The 22,478-nt window shown below is 69.7% G+C and carries 19 protein-coding genes; 5 read left to right on the top strand and 14 right to left on the bottom strand.

The features are described from left to right. The first annotated feature begins 16 nt into the window (after nucleotides 1-16). A complete protein-coding gene (locus tag AB0F72_RS32080) occupies nucleotides 17-946 on the top strand; it encodes an ABC transporter substrate-binding protein (protein ID WP_360439134.1) in 930 nt (309 codons plus the stop codon). A gap of 166 nt (nucleotides 947-1,112) precedes the next feature. Here the strand turns inward: AB0F72_RS32080 and AB0F72_RS32075 are convergent, their stop codons facing one another. The 9 genes from AB0F72_RS32075 to AB0F72_RS32035 all read right to left on the bottom strand — a co-directional run bounded on the left by AB0F72_RS32075 (nucleotide 1,113) and on the right by AB0F72_RS32035 (nucleotide 9,764). After that, nucleotides 1,113-2,573, bottom strand: a complete 1,461-nt coding sequence (locus tag AB0F72_RS32075) for an FAD-dependent oxidoreductase (RefSeq protein ID WP_360439131.1) — start codon at nucleotides 2,571-2,573, stop codon at nucleotides 1,113-1,115. A 74-nt stretch (nucleotides 2,574-2,647) separates the two neighbouring features. After that, nucleotides 2,648-3,751 (bottom strand): hypothetical protein, encoded by a 1,104-nt coding sequence (locus tag AB0F72_RS32070; protein WP_360439128.1) that lies wholly within the window; start codon nucleotides 3,749-3,751, stop codon nucleotides 2,648-2,650. A gap of 157 nt (nucleotides 3,752-3,908) precedes the next feature. After that, complete coding sequence (locus AB0F72_RS32065) at nucleotides 3,909-5,468, bottom strand: hypothetical protein (RefSeq protein ID WP_360439126.1); 1,560 nt, start codon at nucleotides 5,466-5,468, stop codon at nucleotides 3,909-3,911. 77 nt (nucleotides 5,469-5,545) lie between these two features. Further along, nucleotides 5,546-6,133, bottom strand: coding sequence for a prepilin-type N-terminal cleavage/methylation domain-containing protein (locus AB0F72_RS32060; RefSeq protein ID WP_360439123.1), 588 nt, complete (start codon nucleotides 6,131-6,133; stop codon nucleotides 5,546-5,548). Beyond that, nucleotides 6,124-7,503: a prepilin-type N-terminal cleavage/methylation domain-containing protein gene (locus AB0F72_RS32055; RefSeq protein ID WP_360439120.1), complete on the bottom strand. Its 1,380-nt coding sequence runs from the start codon at nucleotides 7,501-7,503 to the stop codon at nucleotides 6,124-6,126. The genes AB0F72_RS32060 and AB0F72_RS32055 overlap by 10 nt, the downstream gene beginning before the upstream one ends. A 66-nt stretch (nucleotides 7,504-7,569) precedes the next feature. Next, nucleotides 7,570-7,974, bottom strand: a complete 405-nt coding sequence (gene sodN / locus AB0F72_RS32050) for a superoxide dismutase, Ni (RefSeq protein ID WP_360439117.1) — start codon at nucleotides 7,972-7,974, stop codon at nucleotides 7,570-7,572. Next, nucleotides 7,974-8,483, bottom strand: a complete 510-nt coding sequence (locus AB0F72_RS32045; RefSeq protein ID WP_360439114.1) for a flavin reductase family protein — start codon at nucleotides 8,481-8,483, stop codon at nucleotides 7,974-7,976. The genes sodN and AB0F72_RS32045 overlap by 1 nt, the downstream gene beginning before the upstream one ends. A 52-nt stretch (nucleotides 8,484-8,535) precedes the next feature. Further along, a complete protein-coding gene (locus tag AB0F72_RS32040) occupies nucleotides 8,536-9,219 on the bottom strand; it encodes a hypothetical protein (RefSeq protein ID WP_360439111.1) in 684 nt (227 codons plus the stop codon). After that, the gene (locus AB0F72_RS32035; protein ID WP_360439108.1) at nucleotides 9,216-9,764 is read right to left on the bottom strand and encodes a sigma-70 family RNA polymerase sigma factor; all 549 of its coding nucleotides are present in this window, start codon (nucleotides 9,762-9,764) and stop codon (nucleotides 9,216-9,218) included. Before AB0F72_RS32035 ends, AB0F72_RS32040 begins: the two co-directional genes overlap by 4 nt. A 149-nt stretch (nucleotides 9,765-9,913) precedes the next feature. On the opposite strand from AB0F72_RS32035, the gene AB0F72_RS32030 reads away from it, so the two are divergent. Continuing rightward, nucleotides 9,914-11,521, top strand: a complete 1,608-nt coding sequence (locus tag AB0F72_RS32030) for a methyl-accepting chemotaxis protein (protein WP_360439105.1) — start codon at nucleotides 9,914-9,916, stop codon at nucleotides 11,519-11,521. Between the two features lie 121 nt (nucleotides 11,522-11,642). Further along, nucleotides 11,643-13,418 (top strand): serine/threonine-protein kinase, encoded by a 1,776-nt coding sequence (locus AB0F72_RS32025; RefSeq protein WP_360439102.1) that lies wholly within the window; start codon nucleotides 11,643-11,645, stop codon nucleotides 13,416-13,418. 93 nt (nucleotides 13,419-13,511) lie between these two features. Here the strand turns inward: AB0F72_RS32025 and AB0F72_RS32020 are convergent, their stop codons facing one another. The 3 genes from AB0F72_RS32020 to AB0F72_RS32010 form a co-directional block, all read right to left on the bottom strand. Then, complete coding sequence (locus tag AB0F72_RS32020; RefSeq protein ID WP_360439099.1) at nucleotides 13,512-15,407, bottom strand: amino acid transporter; 1,896 nt, start codon at nucleotides 15,405-15,407, stop codon at nucleotides 13,512-13,514. 283 nt (nucleotides 15,408-15,690) lie between these two features. Continuing rightward, a complete protein-coding gene (locus AB0F72_RS32015) occupies nucleotides 15,691-16,347 on the bottom strand; it encodes a response regulator transcription factor (RefSeq protein ID WP_360439096.1) in 657 nt (218 codons plus the stop codon). Then, entirely contained in the window at nucleotides 16,344-17,516 is a 1,173-nt protein-coding gene (locus AB0F72_RS32010) for a HAMP domain-containing sensor histidine kinase (RefSeq protein ID WP_360439093.1), read from the bottom strand. The genes AB0F72_RS32015 and AB0F72_RS32010 overlap by 4 nt, the downstream gene beginning before the upstream one ends. 86 nt (nucleotides 17,517-17,602) lie before the next feature. On the opposite strand from AB0F72_RS32010, the gene AB0F72_RS32005 reads away from it, so the two are divergent. Next, nucleotides 17,603-18,139, top strand: a complete 537-nt coding sequence (locus AB0F72_RS32005) for a hypothetical protein (RefSeq protein ID WP_360439090.1) — start codon at nucleotides 17,603-17,605, stop codon at nucleotides 18,137-18,139. 205 nt (nucleotides 18,140-18,344) lie between these two features. Next, complete coding sequence (locus AB0F72_RS32000) at nucleotides 18,345-20,228, top strand: hypothetical protein (RefSeq protein ID WP_360439087.1); 1,884 nt, start codon at nucleotides 18,345-18,347, stop codon at nucleotides 20,226-20,228. A gap of 199 nt (nucleotides 20,229-20,427) precedes the next feature. Here AB0F72_RS32000 and AB0F72_RS31995 read toward each other — a convergent pair whose 3' ends face one another. Together AB0F72_RS31995 and AB0F72_RS31990 are read right to left on the bottom strand one after the other, a co-directional pair. Beyond that, a complete protein-coding gene (locus tag AB0F72_RS31995; protein ID WP_360439084.1) occupies nucleotides 20,428-21,336 on the bottom strand; it encodes a carbohydrate ABC transporter permease in 909 nt (302 codons plus the stop codon). After that, nucleotides 21,336-22,271: a sugar ABC transporter permease gene (locus tag AB0F72_RS31990; protein WP_360439167.1), complete on the bottom strand. Its 936-nt coding sequence runs from the start codon at nucleotides 22,269-22,271 to the stop codon at nucleotides 21,336-21,338. The genes AB0F72_RS31995 and AB0F72_RS31990 overlap by 1 nt, the downstream gene beginning before the upstream one ends. Nucleotides 22,272-22,478: the final 207 nt, after the last annotated feature.

The raw sequence follows: 22,478 nt of genomic DNA, 5'->3' as shown, positions 1-22,478 counted from the left end.
CACTGGAAGGTCCCTCATGTCCCGCATAAGAATGGTCGGCGCCGCGGTCACCGGCCTGGCCCTCGCGCTCTCCCTCGCGGCCTGTGGCGCCGACGAGGACCCGCTGGCCCAGGAGACCGGCGCGGCCTCCTCCGGCGGCGCGGTCACCGTCGGCTCGGCGAACTTCGCCGAGTCCGAGCTGCTCGCCGAGATCTACTCGCAGGCCCTGGAGTCCAAGGGCGTCGAGGTCAAGCGGTCGTTCAACATCGGCGCCCGGGAGCTCTACCTGAAGGCGCTGCAGGACGGCTCGATCGACCTGCTGCCGGAGTACAACGGCGCGCTGCTCGCCGCGCTCTCCCCGGGTGGCGCGCCGGAGGGCGTCAGCAAGCCCGAGGACGTGCTCGGCGCGCTGAAGAAGGTGCTGCCGGCCGGCACCGAGGTTCTCGAGCAGTCCACCGCCGAGGACAAGGACACCCTGACGGTCACCGCGGAGACCGCCGCGAAGCACAACCTCAAGACGATCGAGGACCTCAAGCCGGTGGCCGGCCAGCTCACCATCGGCGCCGGGCCCGAGTGGGGCGAGCGTTACCAGGGTCTCAAGGGCCTCAAGGAGGTCTACGGGCTCGAGTTCAAGGAGTTCAAGCCGCTCGACGCCGGCGGCCCGCTGACCGTCAACGCTCTCAAGGGCGGCCAGATCGACGTGGCGAACATCTTCTCCACCGACTCGTCGATCGTGCAGAACAAGTTCGTGGTGCTGGAGGACCCGAAGAGCCTCTACCTCGCGGAGAACATCCTGCCGCTGATCCGTACCGAGGCGAAGAACGACACGGTGGCGGGTGCGCTGAACGCGGTGTCGGCGAAGCTGACCACCGAGAACCTGACCCAGTACCTGGCCAAGGTGCAGGTGGACAAGCAGGACACGGCCACCGTCGCGAAGGCGTTCCTGAGCGAGAACGGGCTGGTCTGACCGGCGGCTCGGTCTGACCGGCGGCTTGGTCTGACCGGCGGCTTGGTCTGACCGGCGGCCTGGTCTGACCGGTCGCTGAGAACGGCCCGGCTCCTGGAACCCGCGAGGAGGAGCCGGGCCGTTCCGCTGCCGCTATGCCGGCGGGATCGCTATGCCGGCGGGATCGCTATGCCGGCGGGATGTTGTGGTTCAGCCGGAAGAGGTTCGCCGGGTCGACCCGGCGCTTGAGCGTGCGCAGCCGCCGGTAGACCTCGGGCGGGTAGGCGTGCCGCACCGCGTCGGGGTCCGCGTCGTCCACGCTCATGAAGTTCAGGTTCATCCCGCCGGTGCTCCACGGCCGCAGCCGGCGGATGATCGCGTCCTCGGCCGCCCGGATCGGCCGGGCCAGCTCCGGCCCGCCCATCCCGACCATGAACAGCGTGAACGCCGCGTCGCGCTGGGACACCGCGCTCGGCGCCGCGGGACTGCGGGACAGGGCCCCGCCGAGATGCCGGATCTCCACCATGGTGACCGGGAACGGCGCGTCCGGCCCGGCCATCTCGACGAGCGCGTCGACAGCGCCGGCCGGCAGCTCGCGCAGCAGGCCGGTGCGCTCGTAGGCGGTCACCGGGCCCTCCGGGTCGGCATGGATCGCCCCGAAGGCCGCATACGGCCGCTCGGACACCCCGTCGATGATCGGCTTCGCCACCTCGCGCAGCGGCCGGACCAGCGCGGCGCCCTTCGCGGCGTCGCCGAGATAGGCGATCCGCAGGCCGGCCACCGCCTTGCCGCGCAGCGGCGGCGGGAAGCCGTCGGCGTCGGGGAAGTGCATCAGCGCCACCGAGGACGACATCGCGTCCGGCACGGATTTCACCCATCGACGGTACGTGTGCAGCAGGGTCGCCGCGTCCGCCCCGGCGAACATGATCGAACCGCCGTAGAACGTGCTGACCGGGAAGAGGTCGAACTCGATGGCGGTGACCAGGCCGAAGTTGCTCTTGCCGCCGCGGAGGCCGAAGAAGAGCTCCGGGTCGGACGAGGCGGTGACGGTGCGCAACCGGCCGTCGGCCGTCACCACGTCGATGCCGCGGACGTGGTCGGCGGCGTAGCCGTACCGGCGGCCCAGCGCGGGGCTCAGGCCGCCGCCCAGGGTGTAACCGACAACGCCGATGGCGCCGGTGGAGCCGCCCAGCGGGGCCAGGCCGGCCGGGGCGGCCTTGTCGACGACCTGCTGCCAGAGCGCGCCGGCCTCGGCGCGCGCCACGCGCCGCTTCACGTCGACGGTGACCCCGCGCATCGCCCGGGTGGAGACCAGGACCGCGTCGCGGCCGATCGGGACCGAGGGCTGGTGGCCGGTGGCGAGGACGGCGACGGGTGCGTGGCGCTGCGCGGCATAGCGTACGGCGGCGCGCACGTCCCGGGCGTTCGTGGCGGCGACGACCACGCCCGGATTCGGCGTCCGCACCCGGTTGAACGTCGCGACCTCCGCGGCGTACCCGGGGTCGCCGGGCCGGAAGATCTTGCCCTTGAGGTCGCCGGGGAAGGCGGCCGGCATGCCCTGTGCCGGCATGCCCTGTGCCGGCATGCCCTGTGCCAGCGTGGCGAGTGTCGTCGCGCCGGCCATGCCGAGGACGGTCCGGCGTTTCACGTGCTCCATCGTGGGTGCTCCGTTTCAGGTGATTGTCGTCGACCTGAGCGAACCGGAGCCCGGGCGGCGCCGTGTCACCGTTTCGCCGAGGACACCCGCTTGAGTGTGCGCCGGAGCCGGATCGCCGCCCGGTCCTTGAGCAGCGACAGGGCACGGATCCCGTCCGCGTTGGGCTGCCGGCTCAGCGCGTCGGCGTGCTCCAGCATCCCGACGATGGTCTCGATCGCGGTCGCCAGGATGCGGGAGTCGTCCAGGTCGTCCGGGCTGGACGTCTCCGTCATGTTCGCCGGGCGCAGCTCGTCGAGGTCGCCGACGACGTGGCACGGATAGTCGCGGAGTTCCGCGATCTGCTGCTCGGCCATCTCCGCGACCCAGCCGGCGCGGTCCAGCCCGACGCCGAACCGCACGTCGTTGCGCCCGTTCTTGAGCACCGCGTTGACCAGGTGCCTCTGCACCACCAGCTGGTACGGGGTCCGGTGCGGGAAGCGGTCGCCGAGCGCCGCGTTGACCCGGCGCAGCACCTCGATCTCGGCGGCGCCGAGCGACGGGTTCGCGGTGGGGTCCTCGAGGTCGCAGACGCCGTCCGGGATCCCGGTGACCCCGGCGAACCGGTGCCAGAGCGTGTCGCGCGGCGCGCCCGGCCCGGGGACCGTGATCAGGTGGCGCCGCTCGGCGGGGACCAGGTCGCCCCACTTCCTCAGCATCCGGTTGGGGGTGTGCATCTCCCAGAACGTCTCGAACCGGCCCTGCTCGACCGCTGTCAGGAATTCGGTGAAGCTCCACTTGTTGCGGGCCCGGACGCTCTGCTGCCACATCGAGGGGAACGTGCGCCACAGGTCGCGGCCGCTGACGATGACGTGCACCTCGGCCGGGGCGAACGCCGCGACGCCGCGGGCCGCCTGCGCCGGGGTGGCGCCGCCGAGCGCCTCATTGCTGACGATCGCGTCGCCGTCCCATTTCCGGATCTCCTCGGCGAGCCTCGCCCAGGTCCAGCTGGCTCGCGGATCACGCCATTCGACCTCGCGAAGATCGGTCATCGCCTGGTCCTGGGCCCAGGACCCGCCGGGCAGCAGAATGCCCGCGCTTTTCAGCGCGTCCGCGTTGTTCCAGAGCACATTCTGTACGTAGGTGCTGCCCGTCTTGGGTGCGCCGACGTGCAGGAACACGCGTCGCGCCATGATGCCTCCCGAGCCTTCCAAGATCCGCTGCCAGACAGGGTGGCATACGAATGCGGCAGATGACCCGATGGCGAATTCTGTTCATTCCCCGGCCATTTCCCGATAACCGTTTCCGTGAAATCCTATCGGGTTAAAAGGAATGCTGTGTCTCCTAGGACTATTTCTCCTGGATCTTGGTGAGGCCGGTGGACGGCGCGACGATCGCGTTCCACTTCTGCAGCAGGCTGCCGTCACACCTGGCGACAGTGACCCGGCCGATCCGGTCGCCGAGCCGGGTGTAGAGCTCGGTCTCGCTCGGCTGCAGGCAGAGCCCGGCCGCGTCGACCAGCGTGTACGCCTTCGTGGCGTCGCTGTGCGCCACGTACCGGGTCCAGGTCACCTCGGCGGCGATCGAGGTGGCAGCGATCGAGGTGGCAGCGATCGAGGTGGCAGCGATCGAGGGGGCGCAGACGGTTACCGTCACGTACTGGCGGGTCGCGGCCGAGCGCGGGCTGCGCAGGCAGTAGGTGAGCTTGTCCTTCGTCGACGTGGTGGTGACCCGGCCCGTACCCCCGGCGGTCTTGTCGGTGACCGCCGGCAGGGTGAACCGCTGGTTCCAGGAGACGTTCGCGGCCACCGGGTTCGCGGTGCACGGCCAGGCGATCAGGTAGCCGTAGCCGACGTTGCCCTCGGTGACGTCGAGGCACCGGCCGAACTGCTGGTAGTTCACCAGTTGCTCGGTGCTCTCCCCAGCGGCGCCGGCGCCGACGCTCGGCTCCGGCTGCATCGTCGACGTCGCGTTGTACACGCTGCTCGTGCACGGCCCGTAGACCAGCCGGCTCTGCTCGGCGGCCGGGTTCTCCAGGTTGACGCACCAGCCGTTCAGCGACTTCGCGTCGTCGGTGCCGGCGAAGCTGGCGTGCCCGGCGTGCAGCGTCCAGAGCTGGCGCGGTGGCGACTGGGTGGTGGTGTCGTCCAGCGGCACCACACAGGGCTGGAACGTCACCACGACCGGGCTGCCGGGGGACGGGCTGCCGGGGGACGGGCTGCCGGGGGACGGCCGGGTGGCGTCCAGGCACATGTCGCTGCCCGGGGACAGGGCCGGTTTCGGGTGCGCCAGAGCCATGCTCTTGACGTACGCGAACATCTGCCGGTGCGGCCGTTGCCTGTCGCACGGCATCATCCACACCTCGTCGCCGGCCGCCGGCTGGTCCTTGCGGGCGTCCATGCAGAGCGCGCCGCTCGGATAGTTGTGGATCAGCCCCATCGGGACCTGCACGTTCGGCACCCGGAACGGATAGGTGGCCTCCAGCACCCGGGGCGTCACCGTGGAGGTGCGCGCTGTCCCGCCGGCGGTGCCGTCGGTGACCTCCCAGGCCCGCAGCTTCGCGGTGGCCGGCGCGTACATCGGCGGGCAGGTGAGCCGGCTCCCCGCGGCGTTCAGATACGTCACTTCGACCCGGTACGCGTTCCCGGCCGCCGGCGAGACCGTGCCCTGCAGCGTCCCGCACGGCAGCGCGGACGGCTTGCCCTTGCCGTCGGCGTCCACCGCCGCGCGGATGTAGCCGAGCGCCACCTGCAGCCCGGCCTCGGCAGCAGCGAGCGACGACCCGCGATCGGACACCCGGCGGACATCCTTGACCTGGCTGAGCAGCGCCGAGCTGAGCAGCCCGCTGATCGACAGCGCCAGCACCGTGATCAGCACGGCGACGGGAAGCGAACCCCGGTCCTCTCGCACGGGCCTGTATTTCAGCACGGGTCTGTATTTCAGCACGGGTCTGAATTTCATAGGCCTGCTTCTCCCGGGCATGCTCTTCATGGGGCAGCCCGCCCCTCGCCGCAGACCGTGGCGTTCGACGTGGTCGCCGAGGCGTCCGAGTTGAGCGCGGTGAAGAGGAACTCGGTGGTGTGGCTGCCGGCCGCCGGGCCCGTCGAGGCGAACGTCGCGGTCAGGCTCAGCCGCAGCTGCTGGCGCACGTTGCCGTTGCTGGAGACGGTGAACGGCGTGCTGCTGGTGATCTCCCCGGCCAGGGTGCTCCAGCCGCCGGACGGCGTGTCGCCGCTGGTCCAGGTGCGGCGCTGGAGCACGCCGTCGCGCAGCCGGAGCTCGGTGCAGAGCTGCGTGCCGCCGTTGACGTTCAGGTACTCGACGTAGTGGTCCTGCCCGTCCTCGCCGGTGCTCGGTGTGCTGATCGCGGCCGCGTACCGGATCTCGGTGTCCAGGCGCTCGAAGACCACGTTGAGCCTGCTCTGCAGGGACTGGGTGGCCTCGGCCTGGTTCGCGGTGTGGTACATCTGCGCGATCGCGGTGGCGACGATCGCGGTGAAGAAACCCATGATCGACATGGCCACGACCAGTTCGATCAGGGTGAACCCGCGGTCCTCGCGACAGTTCACGCGCACGTCCCGGTGATGGTGAGATCGGCGCCCCGGACCTCGACCGTGTCGCCGATGATCCCGCACTGGAAGACGCTGTACGACCCGAGCAGCCAGATGCCGCCGGCGAGCGCCTGGACCGGGCCGTAGACGGTCGCGTACGAGCCGGAGACGGAGATCGCCGGAGTGGCCGAGGAGCCGCTCAGCAGCCCGGTGGTGGCCGGTCTGCTCTTGCTGCCGATGGTCACCTTCGCGGCGGCGACGGTGATCGTCCCGGTGGCGACGAGCAGCGGGGCCACGTCGGTGGTGACGTTCACCGCGCACGGGACGTAGACGACGGTGGCTGTCGGGGGGACCGAGCCGGACGCGTACGTCCAGGTGCCGGAGGCGCAGGCCGAGGCGGGCACCGGGTAGTAGCCGGAGCCGGCCGCTGCCGCCCCGGTGCCGCCCGGCGCGTAGTCGGCGACCACCCGGGTGCCGGTCGGGACGGACGTGGTCACCCGCACCGGCGTGGGGGCCGTGCCGGTCACCGACTGGCTGGTGACGTACTCGATCCGGGGCGAGACGGTGACCCCGCTGCCCTCGATGCGCAGGTCGGCGTTGGTATGCACCAGGCCGGTGACGGTCAGCGTCGACGAGGCGATCCAGAGGGCGGCCGGGTTGGTGTAGCCGCTGCTGCGGTTCGCCCAGATGGCGGTGCCGCCGCCGGTCGCGGACGGGCTGGGCGACAGCGACGGGCTCGGTGACAGCGACGGGCTGGGCGACGGTGACGGGCTGGGCGACGGCGACGGGCTGGGCGACGGGCTCGGTGACGGGGCATAGGTGGGCGCGGTCGGGAAGACCGGGTCCGCGCCGGCGTTCACCAGCGTCGCCAGGAAGTACGCGCACGTGCCGCTCGGGCACTCCTTGTCCGGCCACTCGACGGCCACGACCACCCGGAGGAACGCGACCCCGGAGCCACCGCCCGCGCAGGCGCTCGTGCTCGTCGATCGCCAGCACTTCACCACGTACCAGTTCTGACGGTACGTGATGCCGTTCAGCCGGACGCCGACCGCCGCGGTGGGCAGCGCCGCGGTGGCGCCGTCGCCGGCGGCCGCGCCGGTGTCCCAGACCGCGACCGCGTCGGCCAGATATTGCTCGACGCCGGGGACCTGCGCCTGCCCGGCGACGGAGGCGCGGTCCCGGCGGGTCAGCACCGCTTCGCCGCCGAGACCGGTCGCCACCTCCAGCGCGGAGGTGGCGACCCGGACCGCGTCCTCCCGGTCGGCGTAGTGGTGGCCGAGCGCGAGGCTGCGGACGAAGAAGACCGTTGTCGCGGTGAGCACGGAGCTGACCAGGGCGATGGCGATCACGACCTCGACGAGCGTGAAACCGCCCTGGTCGACGGATCGCCGCACCCCGATCAATCCTTCCCTGACGACTCTTTTACCGCTGAATCGTCAGGAACGGCGTAAACCTGAGGATCAGGCCTGTTTGGTCTCCCAGAAGATCTTGGAGATCTCCTCGATCTTCTCGAGCAGCTTGCCGGCGACCTCCGGGTCGGCCGAGCCCTTCGCGCCGCTCGCGCCGGCCAGCTTGGTGGCCTCGTTGAAGAGCGCGTGCAGCTGCGGGTACTTCTCGAAGTGCGGCGCCTTGAAGTAGTCGGTCCAGAGCACCCAGAGGTGGTGCTTGACCAGCTCGGCCCGCTGCTCCTTGATGATCAGCGCGCGGGTGCGGAACTCCGGGTCCGTGCTGGCCTGGTACTTCTCCGCGATCGCCTTGACCGACTCGGCCTCGATCCGGGCCTGGGCCGGGTCGTAGACGCCACAGGGCAGGTCGCAGTGGGCGCTCACCGTGACGGACGGGGTGAGGAAGCGGGGCAGACGCATCAAAGGTGTCCCTTTTCTTGAGTGATTTCTTCGGTGATGAACTCGCGGTCGTGGTAGACGAGCCGGCCCGCGCCCGAACCGAGAACCACCTCGTGCACCTCGGCGACGACGACCGTCGCGTCACCGACGCCGACCAGGTGCAGCGGCCTGCCGCGCAGCGAGGCCAGGGCGCCGGCCAGCACCGGCTCGCCGGTGGGCAGCACGTCCCAGCCCTGCTCGGGCGTGAAACGGGGCCGGCCCGGGCGCGCGAAGTCGTGCGCCAGCACGGCGTGGTCCGGCCCGAGCAGGTTCACGACGAAGCTGGGCGCCTCGACGATCGCGCGGGCCGACCTCGTGCCCATCACCGAGAAGGACAGCGCGGGCGGCGTCACGGAGACCGACGCCACGCTTGACGCGGTCAGGCCCACCGGCCCGTCCGGCCCGATCGCGGTGATCACCGCGACGCCCGTCGGATACCGGCGGAACGCCGCCCTGAACTGGTCACCCAGATCGATCTCGGTGTGGAACACGGGCAAACGCTAAAACCTCAAGTTCAGTTGAGGTCAAGCGGGCCGTTCCCGCTCAGCGGGGGAACGCCTGTTCGTAGAGGTCACGCAGGCCGGGAGCGCTCGCCTCGCCGCTGTAGCCACAGATCATCACAGTCCCGCCGGACGAGGCCACGAAGTAATCCTTTCCGGTCTCGAACGCGCCGGTGCCCATCAGTTGCTCCGACGTCTCCCAGGCCTGGGCCACCTCGACCCGATCCGCGTCGGCCCCGTGAAAGACACGTGTCACATCGATGGTCACCGTTGAGTCGGTGACTGCTGCGACAGTACCCTCGATGGCGAGATCGGCGGAAGCCGCGAGGCGCGCGGCGGTGGGCTCCACGCACTTGGCCGCGATGCCGCCCGGACCGGTCAGGCGCACGGTGACCGGGTCGGCGCCCCCCTGCTGCGTGAGGATCTGCTGCGTGACGATCCAGCCCGCGCCCGCCGCCGCGATCAGGACGAGCGCCGCCGCGGCCAGGGCGTAGTGTCGTCTCCTGCCAACTCGGTTCTTATCAACTTGGTTCTCACCAGCCCGGTTCTTACTGGCTCGGTTCTTACCAGCTCGGTTCTTACTGGCTCGGTTCTTATTGGCTACGGCCGTCGTGCCATCGATCATCGTCTTCTCCAGGAGCCGCGCCACCTCGTCGGGAGACGCCGGTTCCCAGGACGCCGCCGGGTCGGCCTGGCGGATCCGGGCTCGCAGGTCGTCGTCGGTCATCGCCGTCTCCCTTCCGTCGAATCCTCATGTCCGGCCGGGCCCGAAGGCTTTCCCGAAGGCTTTCCCGGCGGGTTCCCGAGTCGGTCCCGCAACCGGCCCTTGGCCCGGTGCAGGCGGATGTTCGCGGCGTTCACCGAGATCCCGAGAACCACCGCGATCTGCGCGGGGGAGAGGTCCTCCCACGCCCACAGGCGCAGCAGCTCGGCGTCCTCGGCCCGCAGCCCCGCCAAGATCTCCAGCTCGCCGGGCTGGTCAATCTCGGTCACGGCGGGCGGTGGGTCCAATCGGGCGATCTTCGCGGCGAGGCGCTCTCGGCGGCGCCGCCCACGCTCCGCGTTGGCCAAGGTCAGACGCGCGATTCCGTACGCCCAGAGCACGTGCTCGCCCGGCATGTCCTCGAGGCGCCGCCAGCACGTCAGCAGGGTCTCGGAGAGCACGTCGTCGGCGGTCGCCGGATCGGTGCGCCGGGCGAGATACCGGCGCACCGCGTCGATCACCGCGGGCGCCACCGCCTCGAACCGCGCCCGTCGCGCGTCCGCGTTCATAAGGTCCACCTCCGCACATGTCCGGCAGGGGCCCGGCACTTTCGCCGAATATCGCCGGATCTCAGTCCGCCTCGGCCGGTTTGCCCTCAGCGCCCCCACAATCCGGCCGAATGTGGGAAGGACAACTCACGTGCGGCAAGGAGCTCGGGATGAGCGACGCTCAGGGCGGGGCAGGCAGGGGCGGCTGGTTTGCCGACATCCGGGTCAACACGAAGATCCAGGCGGGTATCGGCGTCGCCGCGGTCGCGGCCATCGCGGTCGGTGTCACCGGCTTCCTCGCGATCTCCAACCTCGGTGAGCAGAACGAGAGGCTCTACTCCGACAACGTCGCCCCGCTCAACTCGCTCTCCGTGGTGCAGCGCAACCTGCAGGGCATCCGGGCCCGATACCTGGAGTACGGCGTCGCCACCGCGGCCACCCGCGAGACGCTCGCCGACGAGATCGCCGAGCGGCGGGACAACGTCGGCACGGCCCTCGCGGAATACCGGAAAGGCGCCGTCAGCACCACCACGATCGACGCGTTCGACGAGGCGTACCAGAAGCTGGTCACCGACAGCGAACAGATCCTCGTCCCGCTCGCCGAGAAGGGCGACATCGCGGAGTTCGGCACGCAGTACCGGGAGACCATCATCCCCACGATGAACGCCGCCTCGGACGCGATCGAGGAGGAGAACAACGCGCAGATGGAGCAGGCGGCGGCCCGCGCCGCCGAGAGCGCCGACTCCGCCGCCACCGCCGAACGCCTGCAGATCGGCGTGCTGATCGCCGGTGTGCTGGCCGCGATCGTCCTCGGTCTCTCCGTCGCCCGGTACATCGTCCGGCGCCTCGACCGGGTCAAGCGATCGCTCACCTCGATGGCCGACGGCGACCTCACCGACACCGTCGACGTGGCCGGCCGCGACGAGGTCGGCCAGATGGCGCAGATGCTGTCCCGCGCGCAGACGCAGACGCGCGACGTGGTCGCGTCCGTCGGTGCCGCCGCGCACAGCCTCGCGGCGGCCGCCGAGGAGACCTCCACCATCGCGAACCAGATCAGCGAGGGCGCCGCGACCGCCTCCGAACAGGCCCGCCGGGTCTCCGCAGCCTCCGCCGACGTGTCGCTGAGCGTGACCACGGTCGCTGCCGGCTCCGACGAAATGGGCGCCGCCATCGCCGAGATCGCGCAGAGCGCCAACGCCGCCGCCGAGGTCGTCGGCAAAGCCGTCACCGTGGCCGCGACGGCGAACCAGACCATCGCCACCCTCGGCGAATCCAGCCGCCAGATCGGCGACGTCATCCGGGTGATCACCGCGATCGCCGAGCAGACCAACCTGCTCGCCCTGAACGCCACCATCGAGGCGGCCCGGGCCGGCGAGACCGGCAAGGGCTTCGCCGTCGTCGCCGGCGAGGTCAAGGACCTGGCCCAGGAGACCGCGCGGGCCACCGAGGACATCGCCCGGCGGGTCGAGGCGATCCAGAACGACAGCAACCACGCGGTCGCGGCAATCGGCGAGATCAGCGAGATCATCGGCCACATCAGCGACTACACGACCACCATCGCGTCGGCCGTCGAGGAGCAGAGCGCGACCACCGCCGAGATGAACCGGAACGTGACCGAGGCGGCCAGCGCCACCGACCAGATCAACACCGGGATCGCCGGCGTCGCCGACAACGCCCGGACCACCGCCGAATCGGTGGGGGACGCGCAGCGGTCGGCAGCGGAGCTGTCGCGGATGTCGAGTGAACTCCAGGCCGCGGTGTCCCGGTTCGTCTACTGAGGACGTTTTCGGTATGTTTCCGGATGTTTCGGCGGCCCCTTCCGCGAGGCCGCACGAAGATCCGTCTGAGTAGAATCCCCGGCTGCGGCGCCCGCGCGGCGGCAGAGGGGGAGAACGTCACATGAGCATGCCGCTACGGCCTCACGATGCGGCCCGGCTCGGCCGGTACGAGCTCGTCGGCCGGCTCGGCGAGGGCGGCATGGGAACCGTCTTCCTCGGCCGGGACCCGGACGGGCGGCCGGTGGCGATCAAGACGGTGCGCCCGGAGTACGCCGCCGAGGCCGAGTTCCGGGGACGTTTCCGCAGCGAGGTGAACCGGGCCCAGCAGGTGCCGCCGTTCTCCACCGCCGAGGTGCTCGACGCTGACCCCGATCACGAGCCGCCGTACCTCGTCGTCGAGTACGTCGACGGGCCCAGCCTGGCCGCCGAGGTCCGGGACCGGGGACCACTCACCGGGGCGGCGCTGCAGAGCGTCGCCGTCGGCGTGGCCACGGCACTCACCGCCATCCACGGCGCCGGCGTGATCCACCGCGACCTGAAACCGGGCAACGTGCTCTTCGCCCGCGGCGGCATCAAGGTGATCGATTTCGGCATCGCCCGCGCCTTCGAGGCGACGAGCCAGCACACGCGTACCGACCAGATGGTCGGCACCGTCGCGTACATGGCGCCGGAACGCTTCGACCCCGTCGACGGGCGCCCGGTCACCGCCGCGGCGGACATCTTCGCCTGGGGCGCCGTGGTCGTGTACGCGGCCACCGGCCGGACCCCGTTCGCGGCCGAGTCGGCGGCGGCCACCGCGATGCGGATCCTCACCCAGCAGCCGGATCTGAGCGGCGTGCCGGATGCGCTGGTCCCGGTGGTGGAGAGGGCGCTCGCCAAGGATCCGGTGGAGCGGCCCAGCGCCCGGGAGTTGCTGGACCTACTGCTGGCGTCCTCCGCGCCCGCGTCCATCTCACCCGCGTCCATCTCACCCGCGTCCATCTCACCCGGATCTTCGCCGTCCGCGTCCTCGCTCGGGTCCGCCGCGCCCGCGTCCTCGGCGTCTTCCTCGTCCGTCGGTCCGGCGTCCGTCGGTCCGGCGTCCGCTGGCGGGGCAGGCGCTGGCGGGGCGGTGGCTTTCGCGCCGGGTGCCGCGGTTCCCTCGTTGTCGGGTGGCCCGCCGCCGGCTCCGGGAGATGACGTCGCGATCGCTCCGCGCCGGTCGCGGCGGCGTGTCGCCGTCGCGCTGGCCGTCGTCGCCGCCCTGCTGGCCGGAGGGCTCGGCGCCGGTCTGCGATATCTGACCGGCGGTACCGCCGCGGACCTAGCCGCGGACGCCGGTTCGTCGCAGCCCGGCTCGAACACCTCACCGGGCCTCACATCTCCAGACCTCGGATCTCCGGATCCCGCCGCACCGGGAGCCTCGGCGCCGGGCGCGGCCGACCCGGCGACCGCCGCGGAGAAGCTGGCAGCGATCATGCGCGGCAATCGGCAGACCCTGATCCACGTGGCCGAGATCAACCGCGATCTCGCCCTTGAACAGCACGACTTGGAGGTCCAGGCCGGCGACGGTACGGGCACCAAGTCCCTGTTCGTGCTGGAGTCACTCGGCGTCGACTACATGATCCGGTCCATGCAGGACCCCGCCGCCGAACGCTGCATCGGCGTGAAGATCATCCCGGACGAGGGATCGCAGCTGGTCGCCGCCGATTGCACCCCCACCAAGGCCACCGTGTTCTCGTTGGCGAAGACGGAGAAGACCGACGACCGGGGACGGCCCACCTACTGGATCTACAACGACGCTTATGGGTACGTGCAATGGAGCTCGGCTCGCGAGGCGATGTTCGTGGAGGAGGTGGGCGACGGCGATCCACTCTCGACGTTCAGTTTCGTTGATCGCGGCCCGGTTCCCTCCTGATGTTTTTCGGCAGCCCGCGTTCGGCAGCCCGCGTTCGGCAGCTCGCGTTCGGCAGCTCGCGTTCGGCAGCCCGCGTTCGTCAGCCCGCGTTCGTCAGCCCACGTGGATGTGGGGCCGGCGTCTGCGGTCTGGCTCGGCCTGCCGGATGATCTCGCGCGTCACCGGCGCCACCTCGCCCTGACCGAAGATCAGATAGCGGGCGAAGTTCGCCACCGGATTGCCCTCGGTCCACTCGAAGTAGATGTGCGGCCGCCGGTGCGTGGTGTCGCGCACCCAGAGCAGTAGCGCCGCCAGGGCGCTCGGCACCGACGAACTCTCCATGGTCAGCACCCGGTAGCGCCCGTGCCGCAGCTCACCGCGTACGTGCAACTCGGTTTCGAAGTCAGACGCGTCCCGCACGGTGACCTCGACGAAAAGCACGTCACGCTGATCCGTCATGTCGTTGTCGGCGATGATCTGGGTCAGTTTCGCGGAGTACTCCCGGGCGTCCCGCTCCTCCGGCTCGTTCGCGATCAGCCGGATCTGCCGGTTGCCCGCCTCGGCGAGGAACCGCTCGGCCACCGGGTCGGCGTCGATCGACGTGACCCGCAGCTCGAACGCCCGGAACACCCGGGACAGCAGCGACACCACGAGAATCGCCGCGATGAAACAGGCCGCGATCTTCACACCGTCCGGCCGCTCGATCACGTTCGTCACCGTGGTGTACGTGAAGATCACGGTGATCACGCCGAAAGCCCAGGTCCGCTTCCGCTGCCCCCGATGGTGGGCGGAGAGGGTCACGGCCGTCGCGGCCGAGGTGATCAGCACGAGCACACCCGTCGCGTACGCGCCGCCCTGCGCGTCCACATCCGCGTCGAAGATCCACGTGATCAGAAACGCCGCGCCGGTGAAGACCAGCACGAGCGGCCGCACTGCCCGCGCCCACGACGGCGCCATGCCGAACTTCGGCAGGTAGCGCGGAACCAGGTTGAGCAGCCCGGCCATCGCTGACGCGCCGGCGAACCAGAGAATCGCGATCGTGGAGATGTCGTAGACGCTGCCGAACACGTTGCCCAGATTCTGGTGCGCGAGATAGGCGAGGGCCCGCCCGTTCGCCTCACCGCCCGGCTCGAACTCCGCCGCCGGGATCAGCACCGTCGTGGCGACGCTGCTGGTCAGCAGGAACACGCTCATGATGGCAGCGGCCGTGGTCAGCAGCCGCTTGCCACCCCGGATACGCTCCCGCAGGTCACCCTTGATGTGCGGCATGACCGCGACGCCGGTCTCGAAGCCGGACAGGCCGAGCGCGAGTTTCGGGAAGACCAGCAGCGCGATACCGACCATGGCGAGCGGGCTGCCGTGCGACGTGGTCATCGCGTGCGTCCAGTCGGTGACCACGTGCGGGTGGGTGACCACCTCCCACAACGCGTCACCGATCACCACGACGTTGAGCGTGAGGTAGACGCCGACCAGCGCGACCGCGATACCGATGGCCTCGGTGAACCCTTTCAGGAACACGGCGCCGAGCAGCGCGATCAGCAGCAGCGTCACGAGTACGTGCTGGTCCCGCAGCGACTCCGGCCAGAACGGGTTCTCGTCGATGTGCGCGGTGGCGTCGGCGGCCGACAACGTGATCGTGATGATGAAGTCGGTCGCCGCGAACCCGAGCAGCACCAGGACGAACAGCTTGCCCTTCCAGAACGACAGCAGCCGCACCAGCATGGCGATCGACCCCTCGCCGTGCGGGCTGTCCGCCGCCACGCGCCGGTACACCGGCAGCGCGCCGAGCAGTGTGACGAGCACGAGCACGAGCGTGGCCAGCGGCGACAGCACGCCGGCAGCGAGCGCGGCGATGCCGGGCTGGTACCCCAGCGTGGAGAAGTAGTCCACGCCGGTGAGGCACATGACCTTCCACCAGCTGTGCGGCTTCTCGGAGTGCGGCTTCTCGGAGTGCTGGTCCTCGGACCGCTCGTCGAGCCCTTCGAGCATCCATCCCCGTACCGTGGTCATGCCTGTCCTTCCCCCGCCTCCCCAAGATCATTGCCCGCGGGAAGCGGCGGATGCTCGCGCCCAGGCGTTAATAAAACGTGAAAGTCCTGGCCCCGGGCAGCCGAGACCCCGCCGGCGTGCGGCCTGGGTCGCTCGTGTGCCGCCCGCGCCGGGTGGGCGTGCGGCCTGGGTCGCTCGTGTGCCGCCCGCGCCGGGTGGGCGTGCGGCCTGCGACGGCCGCGTGCGGTTCGTGTCGGGTGCGGCGTGCCGCTGCTGTGTCGTTCCCCCTCGTGGTTTGGCGGTGTCAGGCGACGCGGTATCCGACACCGGGCAGTGTGGACACCAGCGGTGGGTCGCCGAGCTTGCGGCGCACCCGGCCGATCGTCACCGCGACCGTGTTGGTGAACTGGTCGGCGTTCTCGTCCCAGACCTTCTCCAGCAGGACCTCCGCGCTGATGAACCCCGGACTGGCCCGCAGCAACTCCTCCAGCACCGCGAATTCCTTGACCGAGAGACCGAGGTTCCGCCCGTCCCGGACCGCCGTGCGGCGCACCGGATCCAGCTCGATCCCGGCCACGCGCAACACCCGCGGGCGCACGTCGGGCCGGCGGCGGGCGAGAGCCTGGATCCGGAGGATGAGCTCGGGAAAGTGGAACGGCTTGGACAGGTAGTCGTCAGCGCCCACGGTGAGCCCGCTGACCCGGTCGCCGGGCGCGCTCGCGGCCGTCAGCATCAGCACCATCGGCCGGTCCGTGCGCTCGGTGATCTGCAAGCACAGCGTGTCACCGGGCAGTCCGGGGAGGTCCCGATCGAGCACGACGACGTCGTAGGGTGCGAGGTCAAGTTTCGCCGCCGCGGCCAGCCCGTCGTGGGCGACGTCAACAGCCATCCCGCTGTCGGTGAGCCCTTCCGCGACGACTTCGGCGAGCGCGTGATCGTCCTCGACGACGAGCACCCTCATGAGACCGCCGCCAGAGTGACCGTGACGCGCAGTCCACCGCCGGAACGGGCGGCCAGGTGCAGCCGGCCACCGTGCGCCGTGGCAACGGCCGCGACAATGGACAGTCCCAGACCGGACGAGCTCCCGGCCCGCTCGGCGACGACTCGCTCCGTGCCCGGTAGGCCAGGGCCTGTGTCGGCCGCGCCGGCGGGTCGGAGACGCTCGAACGGCTGCGCCAGCCGGTCGACGTCGCGCTGGTCGAGCGGTGGGCCACCGGTCTCGACGGTCAGCACGATCTCGTCCGGCCCCGGCACCGCGGTGATGGTTATCCAGCCGTGGTCGTGGTTGTGCCGCACCGCGTTGTCCACCACGTTCTCCACCAGGCGGGCGAGCAGAGCGGGACTGCCGCGTGTGGTGATGGCATCCTCGCCGTCAACCGGGTCGGATACCCGGTTGCCGGCGTGCGGTGAAACCTCGGCGGTGACCGTCAGCCGCTTGGCGTCTATCTCGGGAGCCCGCTGCCGCAAGGCCGTGGTGATCAGGGCGCCCAGATCCACGGTCTCCGCGTCGGCGAGGATGCCGTGTTGGGCCCTGGTGAGCACGAGAAACCCGTCGAGCAGGTGGTCGACCCGGTCCAGCTGGCCGCGCAGCCGGGCGGCGAGCGCCACGGTCGACGGCGCGGGATTCGGCTTGGCAACCGCGACGTCGAGGGCGGCGCGCATCGTCGCCAGCGGAGTCCGCAACTCGTGCGAGGCGTTGGCGACGAACCGGCGCTGTGCGCCGAACGACGCCTCCAGCCGGCCCAGCAGGTCGTCGATGGTGTCCGCGAGTGCTTTGACCTCGTCGGCCGGCCCAGCGACGGCCAGCCGGCGATCGAGACTCTCCGCCGTGATGCGCTGGGTGGCGGAGGTGATGGACCGCAGGGGCCGCAACACGCGCCCGGCCAGGACGCGGCCCATTACCAGCGAGACCAGCGCCATCATGAACAGCGCGGTCGCCGAGCTCGTCATCAGCTGACGGTCTTGCTGGACGGTGGCTGCCGGGCCGGCGCCGACGGGGGCGACGCTGGTGACCTGGCTGCCGGAGAGCAGGAAGGCCAGCGCCAGCAGCGTGGCGCCGGAGCCCAGGAAGACACTGGCGTAAAGGATGGTGAACCGTGCGCTCACGGTCCCGCGGCGAAGCCCGAACATGTGCACAGCATGCCCGGCGGGACTTAACAACGGCATGACAGGAACGCTTCGGCTGGTGTCATGCCGGGGTGCGTAGAACCGACGGCATGAGAAAGAGGAGCATCGTCGCGCTAGCCGTCGCGGTCCCTGCCATCGCGGTCGGTGTCGTCGTTCCGGTGCCGCGGGTGGCAGTGGGGGCCGGGGTGGCTTTCGCACTGTGCGCGGTCATGACCGTTCAGCTGCGCCAGCTGCTGCGGCGACGGTGGGCGGCGGTTCGGGGCTCGTCGCTGCTGATCGTGCTGCCCTATGTCGTGACGTCGGTGCCGCTGTTGCCGGACCCGTTCGCGCAGTGGTTGCTGCGCATCACTCCCGCTGCTGGATTCGCGGCACTTCAGACGGTCGTGCAGTACCCGCAGGTGGTCGCGCACTATGCGCCGTCCGCCGGCTACTTCCCACTGCCCTGGTGGGCGGGTCTGCTGGTGCTCGCGGCGTGGCCCGCCGCTCTGGCCCTGCTGATCCGCTGGCGCCGGGCACGCCGGTCGGTGAAGACCCGGGAGCTCATGTTCCACCGCGAAACGCACAGCGGATGTGTGAGACCCCGCGACCGGAAAGCCGGATGCGGTGGCGACCACCGCCATCCGTGACCCCTTGACCCCACAAGGACGCCGGTTTTCCGGCGCGGGCGGCGCTGCCGAGCGGCCGCGGGTACGCCCCGGTTCGCTCGGCACGTTGCCGCAACACATAGGCCGCTCTCGAATATCGAGCGGATAGGGCCCCGGACCTCGCCGACCCCTTCACATCGGTGGAGGTTGATGGCAGCGTGTCCACATGAGAAGGAGAAGCCCGTTCGTGATAGCTCTCGTAGCGGCTCTCGTAGCGGCATCGGCGGGACCCGCCGGCGCTCATGGGAAGCAGCCGAACCTGTCCTACCTGGACCCTGGCGGTCAGCCCCGTCTCGTCGAGAAGGTGCCGGTCAACGTCGTCTTCGTCGGCTACGAGCCGGCACAGGTCGCCAAGAGCGCCTTCCAGGCCGAGCTGGCGCCGTCCTACGAGCCGGTGGTGCGCTCCCGGCTCGCCTACGGGGTGACCGAAAAGCTCGGTATCACCTACACATACGACTACAAAGTCAGCTATGCCGATTCATCGTACGAGAATCGGTTCTTCGGAAAGCTGAAGCAACTCGCCAAGCCCGCGCCGCTCACCGCCTTTCAGCAGGAGTACAACGATCAGGCGAACAACGTCCTGGACATCCCGGACAACACCGTGATCGATGCGCCGAGTGTGGAGAAGTGGCTCGCCTTCAACCCGCCGCGGGGCGTCGACACCCGGCGGAACACGGTCTTCTTCGTCAACTGGTACGGGCGCTCCGACTTCCAGCACCACGTCTACACGAAGACCGGCGAACCGGATCCGGACACCGGGTACGACTTCGGCGTGAACCGGGACTCCCGCAAGATGATCGCCTGGGGCGGCACGACCGCCGATGACGAGGAGACCGGCCTCGGCGCGACCCGGCGGGTCTGGTTCCACGACCTGTCGGCTGGTCCCGAGTCGTGGACCAGCAACTACGACGTCGACAACCCGGACCTCGACGGCGACGGTGTCGTCGACTACCGGATGCCGCCGATCTGGGAGTACGCGGCGAACGGCTTCCGTTCCCCGGCCGCGCTCGCCGGCGACCTCGGCAAGATCACCCGGTACGTGGCGCTGAACCTGCTCTTCACGTCCTCGCCGCTCTACCCGGTGGAGTTGCCCACTCCCGAGCCGCCGAAGTCGCTGAACCTGGACGACAACACCTACGAGGGCTGGCCGGGCGTCGACGCCTCCGAGCAGTACGTGACGCCGAGCCTGCTCAAGGCGGAGCTGTCCGAGCTGCGCTGGCGCAACAGGTTGAGCTACGACTCGCAGGACCTGCCCTACGACGCGCGCGCCGAGCAGTGCTACCTCGGTCTGCTCACCGGCGAGACCTGCTATCCGGGCAGCGGATACCCGGCGTTCGCGAACCTCTACCTCTACAACCGGGAGAACCTGGACCGGGCGCTCGACGACGAGGGCAAGGTCGACTACGAGATCCCGATGTTCAACTACGCGGTCGGTGAGGGCGTCGGAGTGCCGGCGCTCGGGTTCGCCGACGATGACTACGTGACCGGCGACCAGAGTTACGTCTTCTCGTTCATCTCGCCGGAGGTGGTGGAGAGCGGCTACGGCCTGACCACCACGCAGATCCACGAGGTCGGCCACCACCTGGGCATGAGCCACCCGCACGACGGCTACGACAGCGCGACAGGCGTCGACTACGGTCCGGCCGGGGAGTTCTTCTTCGTCAACGCCGGCGACGAGAACAACTCGATGATGAGCTACATCGACGTGAACTGGGACTTCAGCCAGTTCGACCGGGACAACAGCGACCGGTTCCTGACCGCCGCCTACTGGGAGGCCGCCAACCGGCTGGCCGCCACGGTTCCGGCGGGCAAGGGCACGACCGCCTTGCGTACGGCCGACGGGCTGCTCGGCCTCGCGAAGAAGGCGTTCGGTGTCCACGAGTACCGGGCGGCCTACGCTCTCGCGGAGAAGGCCTACTACACCGTGGCCGCGATTCCGGACGCCGACCGGGCGTCCGTAGCGAGCACGCTGAAGTCCGAGGCGGACCAGGCGCGGCGCACCACCGAGGTGCACGAGCCGCACGAATTCATCGACACGCTGGCACCGGACAGCCCGCGCAGCCAGCCGTAAGCAAGCCAGCCAGCCAGCCGGCCGGCCGGCAAGCCAGCCGCCAAAAGCAAGCCAAGAAGTCGCAGAAAAGTCAGACAGCGGGCCGGTGGGGGCACACCGGCGACGGCCGTCTTAAAGGGTGAAGGCCGCGCCGGTGATGCCGGCGCGGCCTTCGGGGGTGTGTTGCGGGGATGTGTTGCTGGGCTGTGTTGCGGGGCTGTCAGCCCTTGACGCTGCCGGCGAGGAGGCCTCGCACGAAGTAGCGCTGGAGCAGCAGGAACACCGTCACCGGGACGATGATCGAGACGAACGCGCCGGCGGAGAGCAGGTGCCAGGCGGTGCCTCGGGTGCCGCTCAGGTTCGACAGCTGGACGGTGATCGGGGAGATCTCCGGCGCGCCGGCGAACGTGAGCGAGATCAGCAGGTCGTTCCAGACCCAGAGGAACTGGAAGATGCCGAACGCGGCGAGGGCCGGGGTGAGCAGCGGCAGCAGCACCCGGAAGAAGATCGCCACGTGGCCGGCGCCGTCCATCCGTGCCGCCTCGATCAGGCTGGACGGAACCTCCTTGATGAAGTTGTGCAGGATGTAGATCGCCAGCGGCAGGGCGAACGCCGAGTGGGACAGCCAGAGCGTCCAGAAGGTGTTCGCGATGCCCAGGTCGACGTAGAGCGTCAGCAGCGGGATCAGGGTGACCTGCAGCGGCACGATCTGCAGGGCGAAGATCGCGATGAACAGGACGTTCTTGCCCGGGAAGTTCATCCACGCGAACGCGTACGCCGCGAGTGACGCCAGGCAGAGCGGGATGATCACCGAGGGCAGCGTGATGACGATCGTGTTCAGGAAGAAGTCGGCCAGGTTGATGCCGTCCGGGTCGAAGACGGCCTGGTAGTTCTCGAACGTGACCTTCGGGTCGGAGAAGAACGTCCACCAGCCGGACGTCTTGATCGCCCGCTCCGGGCGGAACGAGGAGACCAGCAGACCGAACGTCGGCAGCGTCCAGAGCACCGCGATGACGAGGGCGACGAGCGAGGCCCACGGCGAGGTGAGCTTCTTCTTCGCCTTCGCGGCGGCGGAGACTTCTCCCGGGGTGACCGGGGGCGTGGTGGTAACAGGTGTCGCGGTGGTCATCACGCCTCCGAACGGCGAAGCTGGCGGATGTTGTAGACGACGATCGGGATCACGAGGACGAACAGCACGACCGCGAGCGCGGCGCCGAGACCCTGGTTGGCGCTGCGGAAGCTCTGGCTGTAGAACTCGTTGGCGATCACGCTCGTGTCGAAGCGGCCACCGGTCATCGTCTGCACGATGTCGAAGACCTTGAGCGTGGCGATCGCGATGGTGGTCAGCACGACGACCACCGCCGGGCGGATCGCGGGCAGCGTCACGAAGCGGAACATGCCCCACGGGGTGACGCCGTCGAGGCGGGCGGCCTCCACGATGTCGTCCGGGATCGCCTTGATGGCCGCCGAGAGGACGGTCATCGCGAAGCCGGCCTGGACCCAGATCATCACGATGATCAGCAGGAAGGTGTTCAGCGGCGAGTCGATCAGCAGCTGAACCGGCTTGCCGCCGAGCCAGACGATGACCTGGTTGATCAGGCCGATCTGCCTCACGTTGCCCTGGTCGGGGCGGTACTCGTACATGAACTTCCAGATCACCGAGGCCGCGACGAACGAGATCGACATGGGCAGGAAGATCAGCGCCTTGGCGAACGACTCGATCCGTGCCTTGTCGACCAGAATGGCGTAGAGCAGGCCCACGCCGGTCGCGACGAACGGCGTCAGGAGCACCCAGAACGCCGTGTTGCGGAGCACGATGAGCTGCTCCGAGTCGGTGAAGATGGTCTTGTAGTTGTCGATCCCGATGAACGCATCACCTGCGGCGTTGAAGAACGACTCGTAGATGGTGCGAAGACCGGGGTAGAGGAGGCCGACGCCGAGCATCAGCACGACGGGAGCCAGGTACAGGTACGCGACCACGCGGTCGCGTCGGCCGGCGAAACGGCCGGCGATAAACAGGATCACCCCGACGACGGCGGCGAACAAAAGGATCGCCGCGAACATCTGCAACAGCTTGTCGGCGGTGGTGGAGGCGGTGGTGAACACGCTGCCCGTTCCTCCTTGGGCGGATTAACCAAGACTCTAGATGAAGGTGGTGCTGGTGCTGCCCGCTACTGAGACTGACCCGCTACTGAGTCTGACCCGCTACTGAGTCTGACCAGCTACTGAGTCTGACCAGCTACTGAGTCTGACCAGCTACTGAGACGGATC

It is taken from the genome of Actinoplanes sp. NPDC023936 (assembly GCF_040639325.1).
Classification (GTDB): Bacteria; Actinomycetota; Actinomycetes; order Mycobacteriales; family Micromonosporaceae; genus Actinoplanes.
This window is presented reverse-complemented; position numbering and strand designations above follow the sequence as displayed.

What these genes read in the sequence shown, in the direction of transcription:
- AB0F72_RS32005 (WP_360439090.1), top strand. Translation starts at nt 17,603, where the DNA reads ATGAGAAAGAGGAGCATCGTCGCGCTAGCCGTCGCGGTCCCTGCCATC.
- AB0F72_RS32010 (WP_360439093.1), bottom strand. Translation starts at nt 17,516, where the DNA reads ATGTTCGGGCTTCGCCGCGGGACCGTGAGCGCACGGTTCACCATCCTT.
- AB0F72_RS32080 (WP_360439134.1), top strand. Translation starts at nt 17, where the DNA reads ATGTCCCGCATAAGAATGGTCGGCGCCGCGGTCACCGGCCTGGCCCTC.
- sodN (WP_360439117.1), bottom strand. Translation starts at nt 7,974, where the DNA reads ATGCGTCTGCCCCGCTTCCTCACCCCGTCCGTCACGGTGAGCGCCCAC.
- AB0F72_RS32070 (WP_360439128.1), bottom strand. Translation starts at nt 3,751, where the DNA reads ATGGCGCGACGCGTGTTCCTGCACGTCGGCGCACCCAAGACGGGCAGC.
- AB0F72_RS31995 (WP_360439084.1), bottom strand. Translation starts at nt 21,336, where the DNA reads ATGACCACCGCGACACCTGTTACCACCACGCCCCCGGTCACCCCGGGA.
- AB0F72_RS32025 (WP_360439102.1), top strand. Translation starts at nt 11,643, where the DNA reads ATGAGCATGCCGCTACGGCCTCACGATGCGGCCCGGCTCGGCCGGTAC.
- AB0F72_RS32040 (WP_360439111.1), bottom strand. Translation starts at nt 9,219, where the DNA reads ATGACCGACGACGACCTGCGAGCCCGGATCCGCCAGGCCGACCCGGCG.
- AB0F72_RS32035 (WP_360439108.1), bottom strand. Translation starts at nt 9,764, where the DNA reads ATGAACGCGGACGCGCGACGGGCGCGGTTCGAGGCGGTGGCGCCCGCG.
- AB0F72_RS32030 (WP_360439105.1), top strand. Translation starts at nt 9,914, where the DNA reads ATGAGCGACGCTCAGGGCGGGGCAGGCAGGGGCGGCTGGTTTGCCGAC.
- AB0F72_RS32015 (WP_360439096.1), bottom strand. Translation starts at nt 16,347, where the DNA reads ATGAGGGTGCTCGTCGTCGAGGACGATCACGCGCTCGCCGAAGTCGTC.
- AB0F72_RS31990 (WP_360439167.1), bottom strand. Translation starts at nt 22,271, where the DNA reads ATGTTCGCGGCGATCCTTTTGTTCGCCGCCGTCGTCGGGGTGATCCTG.
- AB0F72_RS32020 (WP_360439099.1), bottom strand. Translation starts at nt 15,407, where the DNA reads ATGACCACGGTACGGGGATGGATGCTCGAAGGGCTCGACGAGCGGTCC.